This window comes from Pseudomonas sp. T1.Ur, assembly GCF_023516725.1.
Taxonomy (GTDB): Bacteria; Pseudomonadota; Gammaproteobacteria; order Pseudomonadales; family Pseudomonadaceae; genus Aquipseudomonas; species Aquipseudomonas alvandae.
Window position 1 is genome coordinate 607396 of record NZ_JAMGSN010000001.1, and the last position, 24265, is coordinate 631660.

General features: G+C 60.3%; 19 protein-coding genes. 17 read left to right on the forward strand and 2 right to left on the reverse strand.

What is annotated here, in order from left to right; all coding sequences use genetic code 11:
- Positions 1-81 precede the first annotated feature (81 nt).
- Positions 82-2784 carry a [protein-PII] uridylyltransferase gene (locus M8Q45_RS02800; protein ID WP_249873493.1) on the reverse strand — a complete coding sequence of 901 codons (2703 nt, stop codon included), beginning with the start codon at positions 2782-2784 and terminating at the stop codon, positions 82-84.
- A gap of 44 nt (positions 2785-2828) precedes the next feature.
- Entirely contained in the window at positions 2829-3611 is a 783-nt protein-coding gene (map, locus tag M8Q45_RS02805; protein WP_030139491.1) for a type I methionyl aminopeptidase, read from the reverse strand.
- A 510-nt stretch (positions 3612-4121) separates the two neighbouring features.
- On the opposite strand from map, the gene rpsB reads away from it, so the two are divergent.
- The 17 genes from rpsB to dnaE all read left to right on the forward strand — a co-directional run bounded on the left by rpsB (position 4122) and on the right by dnaE (position 24150).
- A complete protein-coding gene (gene rpsB / locus M8Q45_RS02810) occupies positions 4122-4862 on the forward strand; it encodes a 30S ribosomal protein S2 (RefSeq protein WP_249873494.1) in 741 nt (246 codons plus the stop codon).
- Between the two features lie 195 nt (positions 4863-5057).
- A complete protein-coding gene (tsf, locus tag M8Q45_RS02815) occupies positions 5058-5924 on the forward strand; it encodes a translation elongation factor Ts (RefSeq protein WP_030139490.1) in 867 nt (288 codons plus the stop codon).
- Positions 5925-6139: 215 nt separating this feature from the next.
- A complete protein-coding gene (gene pyrH / locus M8Q45_RS02820; RefSeq protein WP_003198235.1) occupies positions 6140-6883 on the forward strand; it encodes a UMP kinase in 744 nt (247 codons plus the stop codon).
- Positions 6880-7437 (forward strand): ribosome recycling factor, encoded by a 558-nt coding sequence (gene frr / locus M8Q45_RS02825; protein WP_249873495.1) that lies wholly within the window; start codon positions 6880-6882, stop codon positions 7435-7437. The genes pyrH and frr overlap by 4 nt, the downstream gene beginning before the upstream one ends.
- A gap of 13 nt (positions 7438-7450) precedes the next feature.
- Entirely contained in the window at positions 7451-8206 is a 756-nt protein-coding gene (uppS, locus tag M8Q45_RS02830) for a polyprenyl diphosphate synthase (RefSeq protein ID WP_249873496.1), read from the forward strand.
- Positions 8206-9012, forward strand: coding sequence for a phosphatidate cytidylyltransferase (locus M8Q45_RS02835; RefSeq protein ID WP_030139487.1), 807 nt, complete (start codon positions 8206-8208; stop codon positions 9010-9012). Before uppS ends, M8Q45_RS02835 begins: the two co-directional genes overlap by 1 nt.
- On the forward strand, positions 9009-10199 hold the full coding sequence (gene ispC, locus M8Q45_RS02840) for a 1-deoxy-D-xylulose-5-phosphate reductoisomerase (protein WP_249873497.1): 1191 nt from the start codon (positions 9009-9011) through the stop codon (positions 10197-10199). Before M8Q45_RS02835 ends, ispC begins: the two co-directional genes overlap by 4 nt.
- Positions 10200-10251: 52 nt before the next feature.
- Positions 10252-11604 (forward strand): RIP metalloprotease RseP, encoded by a 1353-nt coding sequence (rseP, locus tag M8Q45_RS02845; RefSeq protein WP_249873498.1) that lies wholly within the window; start codon positions 10252-10254, stop codon positions 11602-11604.
- Between the two features lie 74 nt (positions 11605-11678).
- Positions 11679-14066 (forward strand): outer membrane protein assembly factor BamA, encoded by a 2388-nt coding sequence (bamA, locus tag M8Q45_RS02850; RefSeq protein ID WP_030139484.1) that lies wholly within the window; start codon positions 11679-11681, stop codon positions 14064-14066.
- Positions 14067-14111: 45 nt separating this feature from the next.
- Entirely contained in the window at positions 14112-14615 is a 504-nt protein-coding gene (locus M8Q45_RS02855) for an OmpH/Skp family outer membrane protein (protein ID WP_003184901.1), read from the forward strand.
- 3 nt (positions 14616-14618) lie between these two features.
- The gene (gene lpxD / locus M8Q45_RS02860; RefSeq protein ID WP_249873499.1) at positions 14619-15674 is read left to right on the forward strand and encodes a UDP-3-O-(3-hydroxymyristoyl)glucosamine N-acyltransferase; all 1056 of its coding nucleotides are present in this window, start codon (positions 14619-14621) and stop codon (positions 15672-15674) included.
- 105 nt (positions 15675-15779) lie between these two features.
- Positions 15780-16220 (forward strand): 3-hydroxyacyl-ACP dehydratase FabZ, encoded by a 441-nt coding sequence (fabZ, locus tag M8Q45_RS02865; protein WP_003184897.1) that lies wholly within the window; start codon positions 15780-15782, stop codon positions 16218-16220.
- Positions 16217-16993, forward strand: coding sequence for an acyl-ACP--UDP-N-acetylglucosamine O-acyltransferase (gene lpxA, locus M8Q45_RS02870; protein WP_030139482.1), 777 nt, complete (start codon positions 16217-16219; stop codon positions 16991-16993). Before fabZ ends, lpxA begins: the two co-directional genes overlap by 4 nt.
- A 2-nt stretch (positions 16994-16995) precedes the next feature.
- Entirely contained in the window at positions 16996-18126 is a 1131-nt protein-coding gene (lpxB, locus tag M8Q45_RS02875) for a lipid-A-disaccharide synthase (protein ID WP_249873500.1), read from the forward strand.
- On the forward strand, positions 18123-18767 hold the full coding sequence (rnhB, locus tag M8Q45_RS02880) for a ribonuclease HII (protein ID WP_249873501.1): 645 nt from the start codon (positions 18123-18125) through the stop codon (positions 18765-18767). The genes lpxB and rnhB overlap by 4 nt, the downstream gene beginning before the upstream one ends.
- A 390-nt stretch (positions 18768-19157) precedes the next feature.
- The gene (locus M8Q45_RS02890) at positions 19158-20198 is read left to right on the forward strand and encodes an IS110 family RNA-guided transposase (RefSeq protein WP_249877257.1); all 1041 of its coding nucleotides are present in this window, start codon (positions 19158-19160) and stop codon (positions 20196-20198) included.
- 430 nt (positions 20199-20628) lie between these two features.
- The gene (gene dnaE, locus M8Q45_RS02895) at positions 20629-24150 is read left to right on the forward strand and encodes a DNA polymerase III subunit alpha (protein ID WP_249873502.1); all 3522 of its coding nucleotides are present in this window, start codon (positions 20629-20631) and stop codon (positions 24148-24150) included.
- Positions 24151-24265: the final 115 nt, after the last annotated feature.

The window sequence follows — 24265 nt, forward strand, 5'->3', positions numbered from 1 at the left end:
GCGGTGGCTCAGGCAACATCAATCTGGATGATCCGACGCCATCGCGAGCAAGCTCGCTCCCACAGGGGGGGATTTATTGATTCAGATGCTGATGCGTGTCAGGTGGGCGTCGGGTTCCTGGTTGACGCTCAAATGCTGGACGATCGCTTCCTGCAAGCGGCTGCACAGTTGCGGATCGGACAGCGGATGATTATGGGCGTCGGTAATGAAGAACACGTCTTCTACCCGTTCGCCGAGCGTGGCGATCTTGGCGTTCTGCAGCGACAGGTCGAATTCCAGGAAGATATGGCCGACCCGCGCCAGCAGCCCCGGGCGGTCCGGCGCGCTGAGCTCCAGCACGGTGACCTGGCGCTGGGCGTCGTTGTGGATCGTCACCTGGGGAGCAAAGGCGAAATGCTTGAGCTGGCGCGGCACCCGACGCTGGATGATAGTCGGGTAATCCGCCGGGTTGCGCAGGGCCTCGGTGAGGCCATCGCGAATCTGCTTGATCCGCGCCGGGTTGTCACCGATCGAATCGCCGTCGGTGTCGAGCACGATGTAGGTGTCGAGGGTGAACTGGCTGGTGGACGTAATGACCCGGGCATCATGGATGTTGAGGTTGAGCTGGTCCATCGCCGCCACGGTCACCGCGAAGAAATCGTGCTGGTCCGGGGCGTAGATGAAGATCTGCGTGCCGCCCTCGAACTCGCGTTGGGTGGTTTCCTTGATCAACACCAGCGGTCCGCCGTCGGCCGGCTGCTGCAGGATCGCGTCGCTGTGCCAGGCCACGTCGCCGGCGGTGTGGCGCAGGAAATAATCATCGCCCAGTTGCGACCAGAGCTGCTCGACATCGTCCGGATCGGTGCCGCCACGTACCAGGATGTCCAGGGCCGCGCTCTGGGTGCGACGGATCTGCTCTTCGCGATCTACCGGGTTTTCCAGGCCTCGACGCAGGGCCCGCTTGGTCTCGGTGTACAACTGGCGCAGCAGGCTCGCGCGCCAGGAGTTCCACAGGGTCGGGTTGGTGGCGTTGATGTCGGCCACGGTCAGCACGTAGAGGTAATCCAGGCGCGTCTCATCGCCGACGGTCTGGGCGAAATCGTGGATCACCTGCGGGTCGGACAAGTCCTTGCGCTGGGCCGTGGTCGACATCATCAAGTGGTTTTGCACCAGCCAGACGATCAGCCGGCTGTCCCATACCGGCAGTTGGTGCCGCTGGCAGAACGCCTCGGCATCCACCGCGCCGATCTCGGAATGGTCGCCCTGGCGGCCCTTGCCGATGTCGTGATAGAGCCCCGCCATGTAGATCAGCTCGGGCTTGGGCAGCTTGGCCATGAGTTTGCTGGCCAGCGGGAATTTCTCTGACACCTGGGTGTATTGCAGCTTGCGCAGGTGCTTGATCAGGTTCAGCGTGTGGGCGTCGACCGTATAGATGTGGAACAAGTCGTGCTGCATCTGCCCGACGATATGGCCGAACTCCGGCAGGTAGCGCCCGAGGATCCCGTAGCGGTTCATCCGGCGCAGGTTGCGGTGCACGCCAATCTTGCACTTGAACAGCTCGATGAACAGGCTGGTGTTGCGAATGTCGTTGCGGAAGTCGTCATCGATCAAATGACGGTTTTCCCGCAACAGGCGAATGGTGTCGGCGCGCACGCCCTTGATTTCCGGCTGTTGGGCCATGAGCACGAAAATCTCAAGCATGGCGAACGGGGTGCGGCGGAACACGTTGGCGTTGCGCGCCTCGATGTAGCCGTCGTGCAGCTGGAATCGCGAATTGATCGGCTGCGGCGGCGCCTCATCCTCGGAGGCGAGAATGACCTCTTCGAAGTGCTGGATGATCAGCTCGCTGAGCTGGGCAATGCTCATCACCACGCGGTAATACTGCTGCATGAAGTTTTCAATGGACTGCTTGGCGTCCTGGCCTTCGAAACCCAGCAAGCCTGCGATGGAGCGCTGGTGGTCGAACAGCAGGCGGTCCTCGGAGCGCCCGGCGAGCATATGAAGGGCGTAGCGCACCTTCCACAGGAATTCCTGGGACGAGGCGAGCAGGGCATTCTCGCTTTCCACCAGGAAACCTTCTCCGGCCAGGGCCCGCAGATTGAGCGTGCCGTACTGCCGACGGGCTACCCACAGGATCGTCTGGATATCCCGCAGGCCGCCGGGCGAGCCCTTGACGTTGGGTTCCAGGTTGTACTCGGTGTCGTTGTACTTGTGGTGGCGAGCCTTCTGTTCGGCGCGCTTGGCCAGGAAAAAGTCCTTGCTCGGCCACATGTGCGCCGTGCTGGTGACGTCGAGCATGCGCTGGCGCAGTCGCTCGGGGCCGGCGACGGTGCGGCTTTCCATCAGGTTGGTGATCACTGTCAGGTCGGCGCGGGCTTCGTCGGCGCATTCCTGTACCGAGCGCACGCTCTGGCCGACTTCCAGGCCGATGTCCCACAACAGCGTCAGGAAGCGCTCGATGGAATCGCGGAAAATCTCATGATCGGCGCTGTCCAGCAGGATCAGCAGGTCGATGTCGGAATAAGGGTGCAGTTCACCGCGCCCGTAGCCGCCCACCGCCACCAGGGCGATGTCGGCGTCCTCGCTCCAGTTGAACTGCTCCCAGGCCTTTTGCAGGATGTTGTCGACGAACCAGGCGCGGTCCTCGATCAGCCGGCGGATATCGCGGCCGCTGCGAAAGCGCTGGTCGAGCACTTCGTGGGCCTGGCGGATCGCTTTCTTGAACGCCGAGATGGGGCTTGCCTTCAGGGCCAGTTCAGCCTGGAACTGGCCGCGGTCGAAGAGTTCGGGATCCACCTGCGGCATTGAATGGCTTTCCTTTCTAGCTATATCTATAGGCTGGTTACGGGTCAGGCGGAAACGCGAGGGATGGTGTCATCGCTGCGCAGGGTAAAGATCTCGTAGCCCGTCTCGGTCACCAGCAGGGTGTGCTCCCATTGGGCCGACAGCTTGCGATCCTTGGTGATGGCGGTCCAGCCGTCGCCCAGCACCTTGGTGTCGGCGCGGCCCTGGTTGATCATCGGCTCGATGGTGAAGGTCATGCCTGCCTGCAGTTCCATGCCGGTGCCGGCGCGGCCGTAATGCAGGATCTGCGGTTCTTCATGGAACACCTTGCCAATGCCGTGGCCACAGAATTCACGCACCACCGAGAAGCCGTTCTTCTGCGCGTGCTTCTGGATCACTTCGCCGATGTCCCCCAGGCGGCAGCCCGGCTTCACCAGTTCGATGGCCATGTACATGCATTCCTGGGTGACCTTGGACAGGCGCTCGGCCCACTCCGGGACATTGCCGACGTGAAACATGCGGCTGGTATCACCGTGGTAGCCGTCCTTGATGACGGTGACGTCGATGTTCAGGGTGTCGCCGTCCTTCAACGGTTTTTCGTTGGGGATACCGTGGCAGACCACATGGTTGATCGAGGTGCAGATCGACTTCGGGAAGCCTTTATAGTTGAGCGGAGCGGGGATGGCTTTCTGCTCGTTGACGATGTAGTCGTGGCAGATGCGGTCCAGCTCTTCGGTGGTCACGCCCGGCTTGACGTAGTCGGCGATCATTTCCAGCACTTCGGCGGCGAGTTTGCCGGCGACGCGCATTTTGGCGATGTCTTCGGGAGTCTTGAGGGTGACGGTCATACAGGCTCTCTCTGCGCCCGACGGCGCTGTTCAAAACGAAATGGGCGGCGGATGATGGCTCGCGTGGCCCTGAAAGAGGCGATTCTAACAGACGATCGGCGCAAAGAACTCCCCAGCCCGAACTCTGTGGCAAGGGGAACTCCGCTGGTGCGCGCCCGTACCTCCTACCCGTAGGAGCTGTCGAGTGCAACGAGGCTGCGATCTTTCCCCAGGCACTTGAGTCTCGAGCGAAAGATCAAAAGATCAAAAGATCGCAGGCTTCGCCAGCTCCTACAAAGTCCGGCCGGCGGTGCGATGTTTCGCTAAATCCCCCTGCCACAGAGGATTTCAGAATCCGTGTTCCGTTTTCGCCCTTGCTGTGGTATAAAATGCGCCGCTTTCCGGGGATGACCCCGTAAGCTTAAATCCACACACGTGTCGACACGATGACCTGGGTGCCTTCGGCTTATATAGCCGCTGGTTGGTCATTGGGATACGTGGAGGCCAAACCCGACTTATCAAGGAACTATCATGTCCCAAGTCAACATGCGCGATATGCTGAAGGCCGGTGTGCACTTCGGTCACCAGACCCGTTACTGGAACCCGAAAATGGGCAAGTACATTTTCGGCGCGCGTAACAAGATCCACATCATCAACCTTGAAAAAACCCTGCCGATGTTCAACGAAGCGCTGACCTTCGTAGAGCGCCTGGCCCAGGGCAAAAACAAGATTCTGTTCGTCGGCACCAAGCGTTCCGCTGGCAAGATCGTTGCTGAAGAAGCAGCACGTTGCGGTTCGCCGTACGTCGATCACCGCTGGTTGGGCGGCATGCTGACCAACTTCAAGACCATCCGCGCTTCCATCAAGCGTCTGCGTGATCTTGAAGTCCAGTCCGAAGACGGTACTTTCGCCAAGCTGACCAAGAAAGAAGCGCTGATGCGCACTCGCGATCTTGAGAAGCTGGACCGCTCCCTGGGCGGTATCAAGGACATGGGCGGTCTGCCTGACGCACTGTTCGTGATCGACGTTGACCACGAGCGCATCGCGATCACCGAAGCCAACAAGCTGGGTATCCCGGTCATCGGCGTTGTCGATACCAACAGCAGCCCGGAAGGCGTTGACTACATCATCCCAGGCAACGATGACGCCATTCGCGCCATCCAGCTGTACATGGGTTCGATGGCTGACGCTGTGATCCGTGGTCGCAACAACGTGAATGGCGGTACTGTTGAATTCGCAGCTGAAGAAGCTCCGGCTGCAGCCGCTGAGTAATCGACGCCCCTGGCGTTGACTCAGTAAGCAAAAAGGGGGCTTGGCCCCCTTTTTGCCACCTCGAAAACCATTTGCCGCCAGCGCAGTGACCTGTTTGTAACCTGCCGCGGCCTATAAGCAGTGGTTTTCCGGGAAGAATTGATCGCCCGTTCGGTCGGGTGGAATGGTTGAAAACCTATCCAAGAGGATTTTGAAATGGCAGAGATTACTGCAGCGTTGGTCAAAGAACTGCGCGAGCGTACCGGCGAAGGCATGATGGACTGCAAGAAAGCCTTGACCAAGGCTGGCGGCGACATCGAGAAAGCCATTGATGACATGCGTGCTTCGGGCGCCATCAAGGCTGCCAAGAAAGCTGGCAACGTTGCCGCTGAAGGCGCCATCGCCATCAAGGACGACGGTAAAGCCGCCGTTCTGCTGGAAGTCAACTCCCAGACCGACTTCCTGGCCCTGCAGGACGACTTCAAGGCATTCGTCGCTGCCAGCGTCGACAAAGCCTTCGCTGACAAACTGACCGACGCAGCTCCGCTGATCGAAGCTCAGGAAGAAGCGCGCCTGGTCCTGGTTGGCAAGACCGGCGAGAACGTCAACATCCGTCGCCTGGTTCGCGTTGAAGGTGACGTGGTCGGTACCTACCTGCACGGCAACAAGATCGGTGTTGCAGTTGTCCTGAAGGGCGGCGATACCGAACTGGCGAAAGACATCGCCATGCACGTAGCTGCAACCAACCCTGAGTTCCTGCTGCCGTCCGACGTTTCGGCTGAAGCGATCGAGCGCGAGAAGGGCGTTTTCCTGCAGCTGAACGAAGAGAAGCTGAAAGGCAAGCCTGCTGAAATCGCCGAGAAAATGGTCAGCGGCCGTATCTCCAAGTTCCTCGCCGAAGCCAGCCTGGTTGAGCAGGCTTTCGTCAAGAACCCGGAAATCAAGGTCGGCGACCTGGCGAAGAAAGCCGGTGCTGAAATCGTTTCCTTCACCTACTTCAAAGTGGGCGAAGGCATCGAGAAGCCGGTCGACAACTTCGCTGAAGAAGTTGCTGCCCAGGTAGCTGCTGCCAGCAAGCAATAAGACGGTTTCCATAACGTCGCCCAGAAGAGGCTGCCCGCTTAACGCGCGCAGCCTCTTTTCGGATGGGGATGCCGATTTTTATTGGTTTCCTGTCGGAACTGGCTTACAAAGCCGTGTTCCGATGGCGCTGTGTCAGCGTCAAGCTAGAGTGAACGAGGCTGCAAACAGTCCGTTAAGAACTTTTTTGAAAAAATACGCCGCAGGAGAGATTCGCAATGGCTCAGCAGGGCAGTGGTTATCAGGCTCGCTATAAACGCATTCTACTCAAGCTTAGCGGCGAGGCCCTGATGGGCTCGGAGGAGTTCGGGATCGACCCGAAAGTGCTGGATCGCATGGCCCTGGAAGTGGGCCAGTTGGTCGGGATCGGCGTTCAGGTCGGCCTGGTCATCGGCGGCGGCAACCTGTTCCGTGGCGCAGCGCTGAGCGCGGCCGGCATGGATCGGGTCACGGGCGACCACATGGGCATGCTGGCCACTGTGATGAACGCCCTGGCTATGCGCGACGCACTGGAGCGTGCCAATATTTCGGCCATCGTGATGTCGGCCATTTCCATGGTTGGCGTGACCGATCACTACGATCGCCGCAAAGCCATGCGCCATCTCAACTCCAAGGAAGTGGTGATTTTTGCCGCCGGTACCGGTAATCCGTTCTTCACCACGGATTCCGCAGCCTGCCTGCGAGCGATCGAGATCGATGCCGATGTCGTGCTCAAGGCAACCAAGGTGGATGGTGTGTATACCGCCGACCCGTTCAAAGACCCGCATGCCGAGAAGTTCGATCATCTGACCTACGATGAAGTGCTGGATCGCAAGCTGGGTGTCATGGACCTGACGGCTATCTGCCTGTGCCGCGACCATAAGATGCCGTTGCGCGTTTTCAACATGAACAAGCCTGGCGCCCTGCTGAACATCGTCCATGGCGGCGCCGAAGGAACACTGATCGAGGAAGTTCAACAATGATCAACGAAATCAAGAAAGACGCTCAAGAGCGCATGCAGAAGTCCTTGGAGTCCCTGGCCCACGCATTCGGCCAGATTCGTACCGGCAAGGCTCACCCGAGCATCCTCGGCAGCGTCATGGTGCCTTACTACGGCACTGACACACCGCTGAGCAGCGTCGCCAACGTCACCGTGAAGGATTCGCGCACCCTGCAGGTCGTGGCTTTCGAGCGCAACATGCTCGCCGCCGTAGACAAGGCCATCCAGAGCGCCGGCCTGAACCTCAACCCGACTAACCTGGGTGAGCTGCTGCTGATCCCGATGCCGGCCCTCACCGAGGAAACGCGCAAAGGCTTCACCAAGCAGGCCCGTAGCGCAGCGGAAGATGCGCGTGTTGCCGTGCGCAATATCCGTCGTGACGCGTTGGGTGAGCTGAAGAAGCTGGTCAAGGACAAGGCAATCAGTGAAGACGAAGAGCGTCGTGCCATCGCTGATATCGATAAGTTGACCAAGGAATCCGAGGCCCAGATCACCAAGGCCACGGATGAGAAAGAAAAAGACCTGATGGCCGTATAAGGGTCTCGCTTTAATGGATAAGACCAAGCAGGCCGTGCCGTTCGCGGTGCCGCGCCACGTGGCGATCATCATGGACGGCAATAACCGCTGGGCCAAGAAACGCTTCATGCCCGGTGTCGCCGGGCACAAGGCTGGGGTTGATGCGGTTCGTGCGGTCATCGAGGTGTGCGCCGAGGCTGGGGTCGAGGTGCTCACCCTGTTCGCCTTTTCCAGCGAAAACTGGCAACGTCCGGCCGATGAGGTCAGTGCCTTGATGGACCTGTTCCTCAAGGCGTTGCGGCGTGAGGCCAAGCGTCTGGATGAGAACAAGATCTGCCTGCGGATCATTGGCGATCGTTCGCGTTTTCATCCGGAGCTGCAAGCTGCCATGCGTGAAGCCGAGTCCGCCACGGCGGGCGCTGATCGGTTTGTCCTGCAAATCGCCGCCAACTATGGCGGGCAGTGGGACATCGCCCAGGCGGCCCAGCGGCTGGCCCGGGAAGTCCAGGCGGGCCATCTGCGCCCCGAGGACATCACCCCCGACCTGTTGCAAACCTGTCTGGCGACCGGCGACTTGCCGTTGCCCGACTTGTGCATCCGCACCGGTGGCGAACACCGCATCAGTAATTTCCTGCTCTGGCAGCTGGCTTACGCCGAGCTGTATTTCTCCGACCTGTTCTGGCCGGACTTCAAACACGAAGCCATGCGCACCGCGCTGGCCGATTTCGCTTCCCGTCAGCGTCGTTTCGGTAAAACGAGCGAGCAGATCGAAGCTGGAGCCCGGGTTTAATGCTCAAACAACGAATCATCACTGCCCTGATCCTGCTGCCCATCGCCTTGGGTGGCTTTTTCCTGCTCGAGGGTGGCAGTTTTGCGCTGTTCATCGGCCTGGTCGTGACCTTGGGCGCTTGGGAATGGGCGCGGCTGGCGGGTTTCCCTGCGCAGTCGGCGCGCGTGGCCTACGCAGCGGCCGTGGCGGCCATGTTGTTCATCATGTACGTAGTGCCTGGCCTTGCGCCTTGGGTGCTGGGTGCTGCGGTGCTGTGGTGGGCGATGGCGACTTTCCTGGTCCTGACTTATCCGCGGACGACACACCATTGGGCCAATGCGGCGACCAAGCTGGTGATCGGCCTGTTGATCCTGCTGCCGGCCTGGCAAGGGCTGATCTGGATCAAGCAGGGGGCGCTGGGCAACTGGCAGATCATGGCGGTGATGGTGTTGGTCTGGGGTGCCGATGTCGGGGCTTACTTCTCCGGCCGGGCTTTCGGCAAGCGCAAACTCGCGCCAAAGGTCAGTCCCGGCAAAAGCTGGGAAGGCGTCTATGGCGGCCTGGCCTTGAGCCTGGTGATCACCACCGTGGTCGGCTTTGTGCGGGACTGGACGGTGGCGCAATTGCTGATGGGGCTGTTTGGCGCCGCCCTGATCGTGTTCGTGTCCGTGGTCGGTGACCTGACCGAAAGCATGTTCAAGCGCCAATCCGGAATCAAGGACAGCAGTAACCTGCTGCCTGGTCATGGTGGCGTGCTGGATCGCATCGACAGCCTGACCGCCGCGATCCCGATCTTCGCCGTGCTGTTGTGGATGGCGGCATCGTGAGTCGTCCCCAGCAGATTACCGTCCTGGGGGCCACCGGTTCGATAGGCCTCAGTACGCTGGATGTGATCGGCCGGCACCCGGAGCGTTATCAGGTCTTCGCCCTCAGCGGCTTTACTCGCCTCAACGAGCTGCTGGCGCTGTGCATTCGCCACGTGCCGCGGTTTGCCGTGGTGCCCGAAGCTGGCGTGGCTCGGGCGTTGCAGGATGACTTGAATGCGGCCGGCTTGCAGACGCGCGTGCTGGTGGGGGAGGAGGGCTTGTGTCAGGTGGCCTCCGATCCTGAAGTCGATGCCGTGATGGCAGCGATTGTCGGCGCGGCGGGCTTGCGTCCTACGCTGGCGGCGGTGGAGGCTGGCAAGAAAATCCTGCTGGCCAACAAGGAAGCGCTGGTGATGTCGGGTGCGCTGTTCATGCAGGCAGTGCGCAAGAGTGGCTCGGTGCTGCTGCCTATCGACAGCGAACACAACGCGATTTTTCAATGCATGCCCCGGGATTTTTCCCGTGGCCTGGGTGCGGTCGGTGTCAGGAGGATTCTTCTGACGGCCTCTGGTGGTCCCTTCCGGCAGACACCGCTGGAAGAATTGGTGCATGTTTCACCCGACCAGGCTTGCGCTCATCCGAACTGGTCCATGGGGCGCAAGATCTCCGTGGATTCGGCCAGCATGATGAACAAGGGGCTGGAACTGATCGAGGCCTGCTGGCTGTTCGATGCAAAGCCGGCCCAGGTCGAGGTGGTCATCCATCCACAAAGCGTTATCCACTCCCTTGTGGACTACGTGGATGGCTCGGTGCTGGCCCAGTTGGGTAATCCGGACATGCGCACACCTATTGCCAATGCGTTGGCCTGGCCAGAGCGGATTGATTCAGGTGTCGCCCCCTTGGACCTGTTTGCCATTGCTCGCCTGGACTTCCAGGCGCCCGATGAGCAACGTTTTCCCTGCCTGCGCCTGGCGCGACAGGCGGCCGAGGCGGGCAACAGCGCGCCGGCCATGCTTAACGCCGCCAACGAGGTGGCAGTTGCAGCGTTTCTCGATGGGCGTGTCCGCTACCTCGAGATCGCGAGTATCATCGAAGAGGTCTTGAATCTCGAAGCCGTGGTTTCGCTCGATGATCTCGATGCGGTATTCACGGCGGATGCCAGGGCTCGCGAGCTGGCGGGCCGATGGTTGCAGCGCCACGGGCGCTAAGGCTGCGGTACGTTAGCCAGGGTTGTCCCGGGCAGGATTGTGGAGAAAACAGATGAGCGCGCTCTATATGATTGTCGGCACCCTGGTTGCACTGGGGGTGCTGGTCACTTTTCACGAATTCGGCCACTTCTGGGTCGCGCGTCGCTGTGGCGTCAAGGTTCTGCGCTTTTCCGTCGGTTTCGGCATGCCGTTGTTGCGCTGGCATGACAAGAAAGGCACCGAGTTCGTCGTGGCAGCCATCCCACTGGGCGGCTACGTCAAGATGCTCGATGAACGCGAAGGCGAAGTCCCGGCCGATCAGCTTGATCAGTCTTTCAATCGCAAGACCGTCCGTCAGCGCATTGCTATCGTCGCGGCGGGCCCGATTGCCAACTTCCTGCTGGCCATGGTGTTTTTCTGGGCGCTGGCCATGCTGGGCAGTGAGCAGGTACGGCCTGTCATCGGCGCGGTCGAGGCAGGCAGCGTTGCGGCGCGGGCCGGGTTGGGCGCGGGCCAGGAAATCGTTGCCATCGACGGCGAGCCGACATTGGGTTGGGCTGCGGTCAACTTGCAGTTGGTGCGTCGCCTGGGTGAAAGCGGTTCGCTGCAATTGATGGTGCGCGAACAGGGCTCGACGGCGGACTCGCCTCGGGAGCTGGTCCTGGACAACTGGCTCAAGGGCGCCGATGAGCCCGACCCGATCCGTTCCCTGGGGATTCGCCCATGGCGTCCGGCGTTGCCGCCGGTGCTTGCCGAGCTCGATCCGAAAGGCCCGGCTACCGCTGCTGGCCTGAAAACCGGTGACCGTTTGCTGGCATTCGACGGCCAGCCTGTCAGTGACTGGCAACAGGTCGTCGACTCGGTTCGTGTTCGCCCTGATACCAAAATCATGCTGCGTGTCGAGCGCGATGGTGCTTCAATCGACGTCCCTGTCGCCCTGGCTGCCCGCGGCGAGAGCAAGGCGCCGACCGGTTACCTGGGGGCTGGCGTCAAGGCGGTCGACTGGCCACCGGAAATGATCCGCGAGGTCAGCTTCGGTCCCGTCGCGGCAATCGGCGAGGGTGTGCGGCGTACTTGGACCATGAGTGTCCTGACCCTCGACTCGCTGAAGAAAATGTTGTTCGGCGAGCTCTCGGTAAAAAACTTGAGTGGACCGATAACCATTGCTAAAGTGGCGGGCGCTTCTGCCCAGTCGGGCGTTGCTGATTTCCTGAATTTCCTTGCTTATCTGAGCATTAGCCTGGGGGTTCTGAATTTGCTGCCCATCCCGGTACTGGATGGGGGGCATCTGCTGTTTTATCTGATCGAGTGGGCGCGTGGTCGTCCCTTGTCGGATCGGGTGCAAGGTTGGGGGATACAGATCGGTATCAGCTTGGTGGTCGGGGTGATGTTGCTTGCCTTGGTCAACGATCTGGGTCGTCTGTAACGCTTCGCTGAATTGCGAATCTGCCGCATTTTGCGGCAGTTTGTTTATTGCCAGTTGGAATAAGAAAGGACTTCATGAAACGTCTGCTGCTAACTGCGGTTCTCACCGTATTGATGATCGCCGAAGTTCACGCCGAGTCCTTCACTATCTCTGATATTCGCGTCAACGGCCTCCAGCGGGTTTCCGCGGGTAGCGTCTTTGGTGCCTTGCCGCTGAACGTCGGCGAGCAGGCGGATGATCGGCGCCTGGTGGAATCCACTCGTGCGTTGTTCAAGACCGGTTTCTTTCAGGATATCCAGCTGGGCCGCGACGGCAATGTCCTGGTCATCACGGTAGTCGAGCGCCCATCGGTCGCCAGTATCGAGATCGAGGGCAACAAGGCGATCTCCACCGAGGACCTGATGAAAGGCCTCAAGCAATCCGGCCTGGCCGAAGGCGAGATCTTCCAGCGTGCGACGCTCGAAGGCGTTCGTAACGAGTTGCAACGCCAGTACGTAGCCCAGGGGCGCTACTCGGCCACCGTTGATACCGAAGTCGTGCCGCAACCGCGCAACCGCGTCGGCCTGAAGGTGAACATCAACGAAGGCACCGTTGCCGCTATCCAGCACATCAACGTGGTCGGCAACACCGTTTTCCCAGACGAAGACCTGATCGACCTGTTCGAACTCAAGACCACCAACTGGTTGTCGTTCTTCAAGAACGACGACAAGTACGCCCGTGAAAAACTCTCCGGTGACCTGGAGCGCCTGCGTTCCTACTACCTGGACCGCGGCTACATCAACATGGACATCGCTTCGACCCAGGTGTCGATCACCCCGGACAAGAAGCACGTCTACATCACCGTCAACGTCAACGAAGGCGAGAAATACACCGTTCGTGACGTCAAGCTCAGCGGCGACCTGAAGGTCCCTGAAGACCAGGTCAAGTCGCTTCTGCTGGTGCAGAAGGGCCAGGTTTTCTCTCGCAAGCTGATGACCACCACGTCCGAGCTGATCACCCGTCGCCTGGGTAACGAGGGCTACACCTTCGCCAACGTCAACGGCGTGCCACAGCCGCACGATGAAGACCATACCGTCGACATCACCTTCGCTGTAGACCCTGGCAAGCGTGCCTACGTCAACCGCATCAACTTCCGTGGCAACACCAAGTCCGAGGACGAAGTGCTACGCCGTGAAATGCGCCAGATGGAAGGTGGCTGGGCATCGACCTACCTGATCGACCAATCGAAGACCCGCCTGGAGCGCCTGGGCTTCTTCAAGGAAGTCAACGTCGAGACCCCGGCCGTACCGGGCGTCGATGACCAGGTTGATGTGAACTACAGTGTCGAGGAACAGGCTTCCGGTTCGATCACCGCGAGCGTCGGTTTCGCCCAGAGCGCAGGCTTGATCCTGGGTGGTTCGATCACCCAGAACAACTTCCTCGGTACCGGTAACAAGGTCAGCATCGGCTTGACCCGTAGCGAATACCAGACCCGCTACAACTTCGGCTACGTGGACCCCTACTGGACCGCCGACGGCGTGAGCCTGGGCTACAACGCCTTCTATCGCACCACCGACTACGATGAACTCGATTCCGATGTCTCCAGCTATGCAGTTGACAGCCTGGGTGCCGGTGTCAACGTAGGTTATCCAATCAGCGAGACTTCGCGTCTTACGTTCGGGCTCACCGCCCAGCAGGACGAGATCAGCACCGGCCGCTATACCGTTGACGAGATCTTCGATTTCGTCGAGAAGGAAGGCGACAAGTACCTGAACTTCAAGGCGTCTGTTGGCTGGTCCGAGTCGACCCTGAACAAGGGCGTATTGGCGACACGTGGTCACTCCCAGAGCCTGGTGCTTGAATCGACCGTACCGGGCAGCGACCTGTCGTTCTTCAAGCTCGATTATCGCGGCCAACTGTTCCAGCCGCTGACCGATAACTACACCATGCGCCTGCACACCGAGCTGGGTTATGGCGATGGCTACGGTTCGACTGACGGCCTGCCGTTCTACGAGAACTACTACGCGGGTGGTTTCAACTCGGTACGCGGCTTCAAGGACAGCACCCTGGGGCCGCGCAGTACGCCGAGCCGTGGCGCAGCCGTCACTGGCAACCAAGGGACCATCCGGGATCCGGACCAGGATCCGCTGCCATTCGGTGGTAACGTCCTGATCCAGGGCGGGGTTGAAGTGCTGTTCCCGATGCCGTTCGTCAAGGACCAGCGCTCCCTGCGTACCTCTGTATTCTGGGACGTGGGTAACGTATTCGACTCCAGTTGCGATAACGCCACCAACAACAATGGCACGTCATCCAATGCAGAATGCAACGACATCAGCCTCAGCAACCTTGCCAGCTCCGTCGGCGTGGGCGTGACCTGGGTCACCGCGCTGGGCCCGTTGAGCTTCGCGCTGGCGATGCCGATCAAGAAACCGGATGACGCTGAAACCCAAGTGTTCCAATTTTCCCTCGGCCAGACGTTCTAAGTGTCCGGCCCAAGATAACGACAATGGATTTTGTAGGAGTACATCGTGCGTAAGTTGACTCAATTGGTTCTCCTGGCGACCGTACTGGTCGCAGGTCCGGCTTTTGCCGACATGAAGATCGCCGTGCTGAATTATCAGATGGCCCTGCTGGAGTCCGATGCGGCGAAGAAATATGCCGTGGACGCGGAGAAGAAGTTCGGCCCGCAACTGACCAAGCTCAAGGGCCTGGAAAGCAGCGCCAAGGGTATCCAGGACCGTCTGGTCGCCGGTGGCGACAAAATGGCCCAGGGCGAGCGCGAGCGTCTTGAGCTGGAATTCAAGCAGAAGGCCCGCGACTTCCAGTTCCAGTCCAAGGAACTGAACGAAGCGAAAGCCGTGGCTGACCGCGAAATGCTCAAGCAGCTCAAGCCGAAACTCGACAGCGCCGTTGAAGAAGTCATCAAGAAAGGTGGTTTCGACCTGGTGTTCGAGCGCGGCGCGGTGATCGATGTCAAACCTCAATACGACATCACGCGCCAGGTCATCGAGCGCATGAACCAGCTGAAGTAATCCATGACAGCGACTATCAAGCTCGGCCAACTGGCTGAGTTCCTCGGCGCCACCCTGCGTGGCGACCCGGAGAAGGCAATTACTGGGCTAGCCACTTTGCAAGAGGCTGGCCCAGCTCAGTTGAGCTTTCTGGCAAATCCCCAATACCGTAAATACCTGGCAGACAGCCGGGCCGCAGCGCTGTTGCTGAAGGCCGGTGATGCCGAAGGGTTTGCCGGCGATGCGCTGATCGTGGCTGATCCTTACCTGGCGTATGCACGGATTTCCCATCTGTTCGACCCCAAGCCCAAATCGCCTGCGGGCATTCATCCCAGCGCGGTCATCGCGGCGGATGCGATCGTTGACCCCACGGCCAGCATCGGGCCTTTTGTCGTCATCGAAAGCGCGGCCCGGATCGGCGCTGGCGTGACCCTCGGCGCCCACTGCTTTGTCGGCGCGCGTAGCGCGATCGGCGAGGGTGGCTGGCTGGCTCCGCGCGTTACCCTGTATCACGATGTGCGCATCGGCAAGCGGGTGGTGATTCAGTCTGGCGCGGTGCTGGGTGGTGAAGGGTTTGGTTTTGCCAACGAGAAAGGCGTCTGGCAGAAGATCGCCCAGATCGGTGGCGTGACCGTTGGCGATGATGTGGAGATCGGCGTCAATACCGCGATCGACCGTGGTGCGCTGGCCGACACTGTCATCGGTAACGGTGTCAAGCTCGACAACCAGATCCAGATCGCCCACAACGTCCAGGTCGGCGACCATACCGCCATGGCCGCTTGCGTGGGCATTTCCGGCAGTACCAAGATCGGCAGGCATTGCATGCTGGCCGGTGGCGTAGGGCTGGTAGGTCACATCGAAATCTGTGACAACGTTTTCCTGACCGGCATGACCATGGTCACCCACTCGATTACCGAGCCGGGCGCCTATTCATCCGGTACGGCAATGCAGCCGGCAGCCGAATGGCGTAAGAGCGCGGCGCGTATCCGCCAGCTCGACGACATCGCGCGGCGCCTCAAGCAGGTGGAAAAGCGTGTAGGGGACGTGACCCCTGGCGGTAATGCCTCATCAGATGGCTGATACCATTTCCATATCAAGTGTGCACAGCCGTTAGGGCATCTTGATTTGCTAGCGGAGTGCGCGTCACTCGTGCGCTCCCAATCTTTACATAGGCTTCCCCCCGAAATGATGGACATCAACGAGATTCGCGAATACCTGCCTCACCGTTACCCGTTCCTGCTGGTGGATCGGGTCGTGGACCTGGATGTTGAAGGCAAGCGCATTCGCGCCTACAAGAATGTCAGCATCAACGAACCGTTCTTCAATGGCCACTTCCCCGCGCATCCAATCATGCCGGGCGTGTTGATCATCGAAGCGATGGCTCAGGCTGCCGGGATCCTTGGTTTCAAAATGCTCGACGTGAAGCCTGCCGATGGCACGCTCTACTACTTCGTCGGCTCCGACAAACTGCGCTTTCGCCAGCCAGTGACCCCGGGCGATCAATTGATCCTCGAGGCCAAGTTCATCAGCTGCAAGCGCCAGATCTGGAAGTTCGAATGCCAGGCTTCGGTCGATGGCAAGCCGGTCTGCTCCGCTGAAATCATCTGCGCGGAACGCAAACTATGAGTTTGATTGACCCTCGCGCAATCATCGATCCGTCGGCCGTGCTGGCCGCCGATGTCGAGGTTGGCCCTTGGTCGATCATCGGCGCAGGTGTGGAAATCGGCGAGGGCACGGTGATCGGCCCCCACGTAATTCTCAAGGGGCCGACCCGAATCGGCCGGCACAATCGCATCTACCAGTTTTCATCGGTAGGCGAGGACACGCCCGATCTGAAATACAAAGGTGAAGAAACCCGCCTGGTCATTGGCGATCACAACGTGATCCGCGAAGGCGTGACGATTCACCGTGGCACCGTCCAGGACCGTTCCGAAACGACCCTGGGCGACCACAACCTGATCATGGCCTATGCCCACATCGGCCACGACAGCGTCATCGGCAACCATTGCATCCTGGTCAACAACACTGCATTGGCCGGCCATGTGCACGTGGATGACTGGGCGATCCTGTCCGGCTTCACCCTCGTCCACCAGTATTGCCATATCGGCGCCCATAGTTTCTCTGGCATGGGCACCGCCATCGGCAAGGACGTTCCCGCGTACGTCACCGTGTTCGGTAACCCGGCCGAAGCCCGCAGCATGAACTTCGAGGGCATGCGTCGTCGTGGCTTCAGCGAAGAGGCGATTACGGCGCTGCGCCGCGCCTACAAGGTTGTGTACCGCCAGGGGCTGACGGTCGAGCAGGCGCTGGCCGAACTGGCCGAAGCGTCGACGCAGTTCCCGGAAGTCGCGATATTCCGTGATTCCATCCAGTCGTCGACCCGCGGCATCACGCGCTGACCATGGCTAATCTGCGTATCGCGCTGGTGGCGGGAGAGGCTTCCGGTGACATTCTGGGTGCCGGTCTGATGCGTGCGCTCAAGGCGCAGCATCCCGCAGTCGAATTCATCGGGGTTGGCGGGCCATTGATGCAGGCCGAAGGGCTGGAGTCCTACTTCCCCATGGAGCGCTTGTCAGTCATGGGCCTGGTGGAAGTGCTGGGTCGCTTGCGGGAGCTGCTGGCCCGGCGCAAGAAGCTGATCCAGACGCTGATCGAAGAAAAGCCGGACGTGTTCATCGGCATCGATGCGCCGGATTTCACCCTTAATATCGAACTCAAATTGCGCCAGGCGGGTATCAAGACCGTGCATTACGTCAGCCCGTCGGTCTGGGCCTGGCGGCAGAAGCGCGTGCTGAAGATCCGCGAAGGTTGCGACCTGATGCTGACCCTGCTGCCGTTCGAAGCCCGTTTCTACGAAGAAAAAGGCGTGCCGGTGCGGTTTGTCGGACACACCCTGGCCGATACCATTCCCTTGGAGGCGGACCGCGCGGCGGCGCGCCAGGCGCTGAATCTGCCCGCAGGGCCGCTGGTGGCATTGATGCCCGGCAGCCGCGGCGGCGAGGTCAGTCGCCTGGGCGGCCTGTTCTTCGACGCCGCTGAACGCCTGCGGGCGATGCGGCCCGGTGTACGTTTTGTTCTGCCGTGTGCCAGTGCGCAGCGGCGAGTCCAGCTCGAAGCGTTGCTGGCCGGGCGCGATTTGCCGGTTACCTTGCTCGACGGCCAATCCCATCAAGCACTGGCCGCTTGTGATGCGGTGTTGATTGCGTCAGGCACTGCTACCCTTGAAGCGTTGTTGTACAAACGCCCAATGGTGGTCGCCTATCGCCTGGCGCCGCTGACGTTCTGGATTCTCAAGCGCATGGTCAAGAGCCCTTACGTTTCCTTGCCCAATCTCCTGGCCCAGCGCCTGCTGGTCCCTGAGCTGCTGCAAGACGACGCGACCGCCGAGGCGCTGGCCAGCACGCTGTCGCCCTTGATCGACGGTGGCGAGGAGCAGACCCGGGGTTTTGACGAAATTCACCGTACCCTGCGTCGCGATGCCTCCAACCAGGCGGCTGACGCGGTGCTGACCCTGATTGGCGCAAAACCATGAGCAACGTAAAGCTACAGATGGGCCTGGACTTCAACCTGGTCGCTGAAGTCGAAGAACTCGTCGCCGGTGTCGATGAAGTCGGGCGTGGGCCTTTGTGCGGTGCGGTGGTGACGGCGGCGGTGATCCTTGATCCGAACCGGCCGATCCTGGGTCTGGATGATTCCAAGAAGCTCACCGAGGCCCGTCGCGAGAAGCTCTACGACGAAATCTGCGAAAAGGCCCTGAGCTGGTGCATCGCCCGGGCCGAAGTCGAAGAAATCGATGAACTCAATATCCTGCACGCCACCATGCTCGCCATGCAGCGTGCGGTGCAGGGGCTGCATATCACGCCGAAGCTGGCGATGATCGACGGCAATCGTTGCCCGAAACTGTCGATGCGCGCCGAAGCAGTCATCCAGGGCGACGGCAAAGTGCCGGCCATCGCGGCGGCTTCGATCCTGGCCAAGGTCAGTCGCGACCGGGAAATGGCCGCGTTTGAATTGATCTACCCGGGCTACGGCATCGGCAGCCACAAGGGTTATCCGACCCCTGTACACCTGGAGGCCTTGGCGCGCCTGGGGCCTACGCCCATTCATCGGCGTTCGTTTGCCCCGGTTCGGCTGGCTTATGAAGCGCGGGATGGCTTGGTCGAAAAGACATAGCGTAAGCGTCGCAATGCCCTGTAGGAGCTGGCGTAGCCTCGGGCCGCGTTCGGACGATCTTTTGATCTTATCTTTCACTCCCGACTCAATCGGCAATGGAAAGATCGCAGCCTCGCTTCGCTCGACAGCTCCTACATGTTTTACCCAAGGCCCATTCATCGGCGTTCGTTTGCCCCGGTTCGGCTGGCTTATGAAGCGCGGGATGGCTTGGTCGAAAAGACATAGCGTAAGCGTCGCAATGCCCTGTAATTGGATGGACTCGCCCAAGCCGAGGCGTCTGTAGCGCCACGGTGGCATTCTTAAGAAGCCAACGACAGCGAGGGCGAGCCCGTGAAGAAGCATACGACCAAAACCAGTCTGTCTCCAGCCGATGTATCGGCCTGTTCGACCATGGCGGTGGACCTTGCCAAGAACGTGTTCCAGGTGGCCGGAGAAGACGCTCTCGGCCAGGTGATTTACGAACAACGAATCAAGTCGCGTGAAGCCTTTTTGAAGTTCCTGCACCAATTGCCCACAGGCCTGACAGTGTTGATGGAAACGGGACCAGGGGCGCAGGCCTGGGCGCGGCAGTTGCAGCAACAGGGCAATGCGGTGCGGATTCTGCCAGCGCAGCGTGTGGCCGAGCATCGCAGCGGCGCGAAGAATGATCGAAATGATGTGCTGGCGATATTGCGGGCAGGTCGGGACAAGGGCATTGCAGCCGTGCCGGTCAAAAGTACGGCACAGTTGGCCATGCAGGCACTGCATCGGGCCCGGCAGGGTTACGTGCGACGGCGTACCGCCCTGGGTAATCAGATGCGCGGTTTGCTGCTCGAGCATGGTATTGCCATTGCGCAAGGCGAAACCTCCCTTGGCCGCAATATTCCACGGCTACTGGAGGATGCCACCCAGCCATTACCGGACATGTTGCGCGAGCTGATCGCCGAGTTGCTGGGCGAGTGGAGCCAGATGAGCGAACGTATCCGTATGCTGACGGGGCGGCTGGAAGTCGCGGCTCGTGAAGATGAAACAGCGAAACGGCTGATGACGGTACGCGGCATCGGCCCCATCATCGCCACCGCCGTATTGGCCAAGCAGACCGAACCTGAGCGGTTCCAAAATGCCCGGCAATTTGCTGCCTATTTCGGCACAGTGCCCGAACAACACAGCAGCGGGCAGACGGTGAGACTGGGCAAGATGTGCAAGCGTGGTGATGCCTACCTGCGAAGCTTGACGATCCAAGGGGCGCACGCGGTGTTGAAACAGGTGCGGCCGGATTCGGATCATCCAGATGATCGGCGACTGCGGCGCTGGTTGAACCGTCATGGCCAAAAAGGCGCGGCTGTACGACTGGCCAACCGCAACCTACGAATCATCTGGGTATTGCTTCAAAACGAAGAAACCTATCGTCGCCAACCGGCGTCTAGTCCGGAGGCTGCGATGGACCATTAATTTACCGAGTTGTGCCACCGGGGCGCTGAGCCGCCTCAACCCTTGCTAAGGAACATTGACCCCAGGTCAGACCGTCGCGGATAGATGCCTGAGCTCCTACCGGCCCTTGAGGCCTCACTGTAATCGGCATACCGCGAGCTCACCCAATGTTGGCCAGAAGCTGATCATGCTTCCTCGAACAGGCCTTATACATAGATGCAACCGGGTATCGGTGTTCAAACGCAGGTTGACAGTGGGGACGAGTCCATACATAGGAGCTGGCGTAGCCTCGGGCCGCGTTCGGACGATCTTTTGATCTTATCTTTCACTCCCGACTCAATCGGCAATGGAAAGATCGCAGCCTCGCTTCGCTCGACAGCTCCTACATGTTTTACCCAAGGCCCGGTACAATCCGGGCCTTGTTGTTTTCATGACTTAACGCAGGATCACTATGCCGGCTTCATTCGTTCATCTACGCCTGCACACTGAATATTCCCTGGTCGACGGTCTGGTGCGGATCAAGCCCCTGGTCAAGACGCTGGTGGGCATGAACATGCCTGCCGTGGCCGTTACCGACCAGAACAACATGTGTTCGCTGGTCAAGTTCTACAAGAACGCCATGGGCGCAGGGATCAAGCCGATCTGCGGGGCCGACCTGTGGCTGGCGAACAAGGACCCGGACGCGCCGCTGAGCCGGATCAGCCTGCTGGTGATGAACGCCTTGGGCTACCGCAACCTCACCGAGCTGATTTCCCGCGGCTTTATCGACGGCCAGCGCAATGGCTCGATCATCATCGAGCGCGAGTGGGTGGCCGAGGCCAGCGAAGGGCTGATCATGCTGTCGGCGGCCAAGGAGGGTGAAATCGGCCAGGCCTTGCTCAGCGGCAATGTCGAAGAAGCCGAACAACTGGCCCGCGACTGGATGGCCGTGTTCCCGGATCGCTTCTACATCGAAGTGCAGCGCACCAACCGTCCCAATGACGAAGAACACCTGCACGCCGCCGTAGCCCTGGCCGACACGCTCGGTGCGCCGCTGGTGGCCACCAACGACGTGCGGTTCATCAAGCAGGAAGATTTCGAAGCCCACGAAACCCGCGTCTGCATCGGTGAGGGCCGGGCCCTTGACGACCCGCGTCGGCCGAAGAACTACAGCGACCAGCAATACCTCAAGAGCGCCGAGGAAATGGCGGAGCTGTTCAGCGACCTGCCCGAAGCGCTGGAAAACACCGTCGAGATCGCCAAGCGTTGCAACATCGAAGTGAAGCTGGGCAAGCACTTCTTGCCCAACTTCCCGATTCCCGATGGCATGACCATCGATGAATATTTCCGCAAGGTCTCGTTCGACGGCCTCGAAGAGCGCCTGAGCGTCCTGCTGCCCAAGGACACCACCGAAGATTACGAAGCCAAGCGCCAGGTCTATGTCGATCGGTTGAATTTCGAGCTGGATATCATCATCCAGATGGGCTTCCCCGGTTACTTCCTGATCGTGATGGACTTTATCCAGTGGGCCAAGAGCAACGGCGTACCCGTCGGGCCTGGCCGGGGGTCGGGCGCCGGATCGCTGGTGGCCTACGTACAGAAGATCACCGACCTCGACCCGCTGGAATATGACCTGCTGTTCGAACGTTTCCTCAACCCGGAACGGGTTTCCATGCCCGACTTCGACGTCGACTTCTGCATGGACGGTCGCGACCGGGTGATCGACTATGTGGCCGAGAAATACGGCCGCAACGCGGTGAGCCAGATCATTACCTTCGGTTCCATGGCCGCCAAGGCTGTGGTACGCGACGTGGCGCGGGTGCAGGGCAAGTCCTACGGCTTGGCGGATCGCCTGTCGAAGATGATCCCGTTCGAAGTCGGCATGACCCTGGAAAAAGCCTACGAGCAGGAAGAAATCCTCCGGGACTTCATCAAGGTCGATGAGGAAGCTGCGGAAATCTGGGAAATGGCCCGCAAGCTCGAAGGCGTGGTGCGTAACGTCGGCAAGCACGCCGGTGGCGTGGTGATCGCGCCGACCAAGCTGACTGACTTCTCGCCGATCTATTGCGATGAAGAGGGCGACGGCCTGGTCACCCAGTTCGACAAGGACGACGTCGAGGCGGCGGGCCTGGTGAAGTTCGACTTCCTCGGCCTGCGGACCCTGACCATCATCGACTGGGCGCTGAAGACCATCAACCGCGACCGGGCCAAGGTCGGTGAAGAGCCGCTGGACATCGCCTTCATTCCGCTGGACGACAAGCCGACCTACAGCCTGTTGCAGAAAGCCGAAACCACGGCGGTGTTCCAGCTTGAATCCCGAGGCATGAAGGAGCTGATCAAGAAGCTCAAGCCCGACTGCCTGGAAGACTTGATCGCACTGGTGGCCCTGTTCCGTCCGGGCCCGCTGCAATCGGGCATGGTGGATGACTTCATCAACCGCAAGCACGGTCGCGCCGAGCTGGCGTACCCACACCCCGACTACCAGTACGAAGGCTTGAAGCCGGTACTGGCGCCGACCTACGGCATTATCCTGTATCAGGAACAGGTGATGCAGATTGCCCAGGTGATGGCTGGCTACACCCTCGGCGGCGCGGACATGCTGCGTCGAGCCATGGGTAAGAAAAAACCCGAGGAGATGGCCAAGCAGCGCGGTGGCTTCATCGAAGGTTGCGCGAATAACGGCATCGATGCGGACCTGGCGGGCAACATTTTCGACCTGGTGGAAAAGTTCGCCGGCTACGGCTTCAACAAATCCCACTCCGCCGCCTATGGCCTGGTCTCGTACCAGACCGCATGGTTGAAGGCACACTACCCGGCGCCGTTCATGGCGGCGGTGCTGTCGGCGGACATGCACAACACCGACAAGGTCGTGACCTTGATCGAAGAAGTGCGGACCATGAAGCTGCGCCTCGATGCGCCGGACGTGAACGCCTCAGAGTTCAAGTTCACGGTCAACGATGAAGGCCGCATCATCTATGGCCTCGGCGCGATCAAGGGCGTGGGCGAAGGCCCGGTGGAGGCGATTACCGAAGCGCGCCAGGACGGGCCGTTCAAGGATCTGTTCGATTTCTGCGCGCGGGTTGACCTCAAGCGCATCAACAAGCGCACCCTCGACGGTTTGATCCGCAGTGGCGCGCTGGACCGCTTGGGGCCTTATTTCCACGATGAGCCGAAGGCCTACCAGGCCAACATCGATCGCAATCGCGCGGTGTTGCTGGCCGCGATGGAAGAAGCGATCAAGGCCGCCGAACAGACGGCCCGTACCCATGACAGCGGCCACGCCGACCTGTTTGGCGGGCTGTTCGTCGAGGAAGACGCCGACGTCTATGGCAACCATCGCAAGGCCAAGGAGCTGACCCTCAAGGAGCGCCTCAAGGGTGAGAAAGACACCTTGGGCCTGTACCTGACCGGTCACCCGATCGACGAATACGAAGGCGAGATCCGCCGCTTCGCCCGCCAGCGCATCATCGACCTGAAGCCGGCTCGCGATACACAAACGGTCGCCGGCATGATCATCGCCCTGCGGGTGATGAAGAACAAAAAGGGCGACAAGATGGGTTTCATCACCCTGGACGACCGCTCCGGGCGCATCGAGGCGTCGTTGTTCGCCGATGCGTTCCATTCCGCGCAGTCGTTGTTGCAGACCGATGCGATGGTCGTCGTGGAAGGCGAAGTCAGCAACGACGACTTTTCCGGCGGCCTGCGGCTGCGGGTCAAGCGCGTGATGAGCATGGAGGATGCCCGTACCAACCTGGCCGAGAGCCTGCGCCTGAAGTTGCAAACCCAGGATCTGAAAGGCGATCAGCTACGCTGGCTGGGCGAGTTGTTCAAGCGCCATCGCGGTGCTTGCCCGATCACCATGGAGTATGTACGACCCGACGCCAAGGCCGTGCTGCAGTTCGGCGAAGGTTGGCGGATCGATCCGGCGGATGCGTTGATTCAAGCCTTGCGTGACCAGTTCGGCAAAGACAACGTCTTCCTCCAATACCGTTGACGGCCAGGGGCCACTTCCGTATTCGGAGCGCCCCTGACCTCGACTCGAATTTTTAATCTCGACCTGAACGCGCCTCTCCCTTAAGGTAGGGCGCGAATAGACAACCGGCCGGCCC